Below are 1,087 nucleotides of genomic sequence, written 5' to 3'. Positions count from 1 at the left end.
CGACATTGACAATCGGCGTCAACACCTGAATGGCAACTTTAACGGCATTGACTGCAAACGTGATTGTACTGAGAACGCCTTTGAAAACACCGCCAAGGAATGCACCCAGAACTTTAAAAGCCGGGGTCAGTGCACCAGCGATTGTTTTAAGCAGCGGCTGACAAGCGTTCCAAAGGCTGGTTACTGCTTTGATCAGCGGACTGACTGCCGGCAATGCGACGCTTGCAAATGTTTCAAACCCTGTCTGAACTGCCGGAAGTACAGCAGAAGCCAGTGATTTCAAGCCGCTGAAATCAAGATTGTTTATGCAGGTCTTGATTGTGTTTATTACGGGCGTCAATGCCAAGATTCGAGAACATTCCCTGAAGTCCCTTTTTCACTTCCGGAACGGCAGCCTGTATAAATGTCGAAAGAGCGCTCGGTAACGTCGAAATCAACCGTCCTAGCATTGGTACAAAATTGCCAAAGAAGAACGTTGATGTGGTCTTCGCCAGCGCGTTCAGCGACGGAGTTATGTCTAACTCGCCGTCAGATAAATTACCAAGAACATCCTGAAACGAAGCCTTCATCGAGTTGCACGACCCCTGAAGCGTAGTTGAGGCTTCCTTGGCCGTTGTACCCGTAATCTTAAGATGTTCCTGAACCGCATGAATCGCCTTGACGGTATCGCCAAAATCGCCGACGGTGTAGTGTTCCCCCGTCAGCTTTTCAGCGTCCTTCATCAGACGTTCCATTTCGGATTTAGTGCCACCGTAGCCGAGTTTCAAGTTGTCCAGCATGTCATAGTTGCCACGGGCAAGAGACTGATACGTCTCCTGGATCAGTTCCATGTCAGTGCCCATTTTATTGGCATTATCGCCCATGTCAGTCATGGCTGTGTTAGCCAGCTTTGCGGCGGCTTTGGTCTTGCCGCCACACGATGACACAAGGGCTGCTGCAAAACTGGTTACGTTTTCCATGTATGAGTTAGCCGACACGCCGGTTGTCCGATACGCTTCCTGCGCATACCGCTTAACCATGCCTGCCGAACTCTTGAACAACGTCTCTACACCGCCGATTGACTGTTGCAGCTTGCCGCCTTCTTCAA

Annotated in this window: 2 pseudogenes; both read right to left on the bottom strand. The window is 50.2% G+C overall.

Annotated elements, in window-relative coordinates:
* Positions 1-283, bottom strand: a pseudogene (locus tag V7Z60_RS08785) (phage tail protein); the annotation flags it as partial.
* 10 nt (positions 284-293) lie between these two features.
* A pseudogene (locus tag V7Z60_RS08780) lies at positions 294-1,087 on the bottom strand (phage tail protein); the annotation flags it as partial.

The organism is Ligilactobacillus sp., from assembly GCF_036846325.1.
GTDB lineage: Bacteria > Bacillota > Bacilli > Lactobacillales > Lactobacillaceae > Ligilactobacillus.
This window is presented reverse-complemented; position numbering and strand designations above follow the sequence as displayed.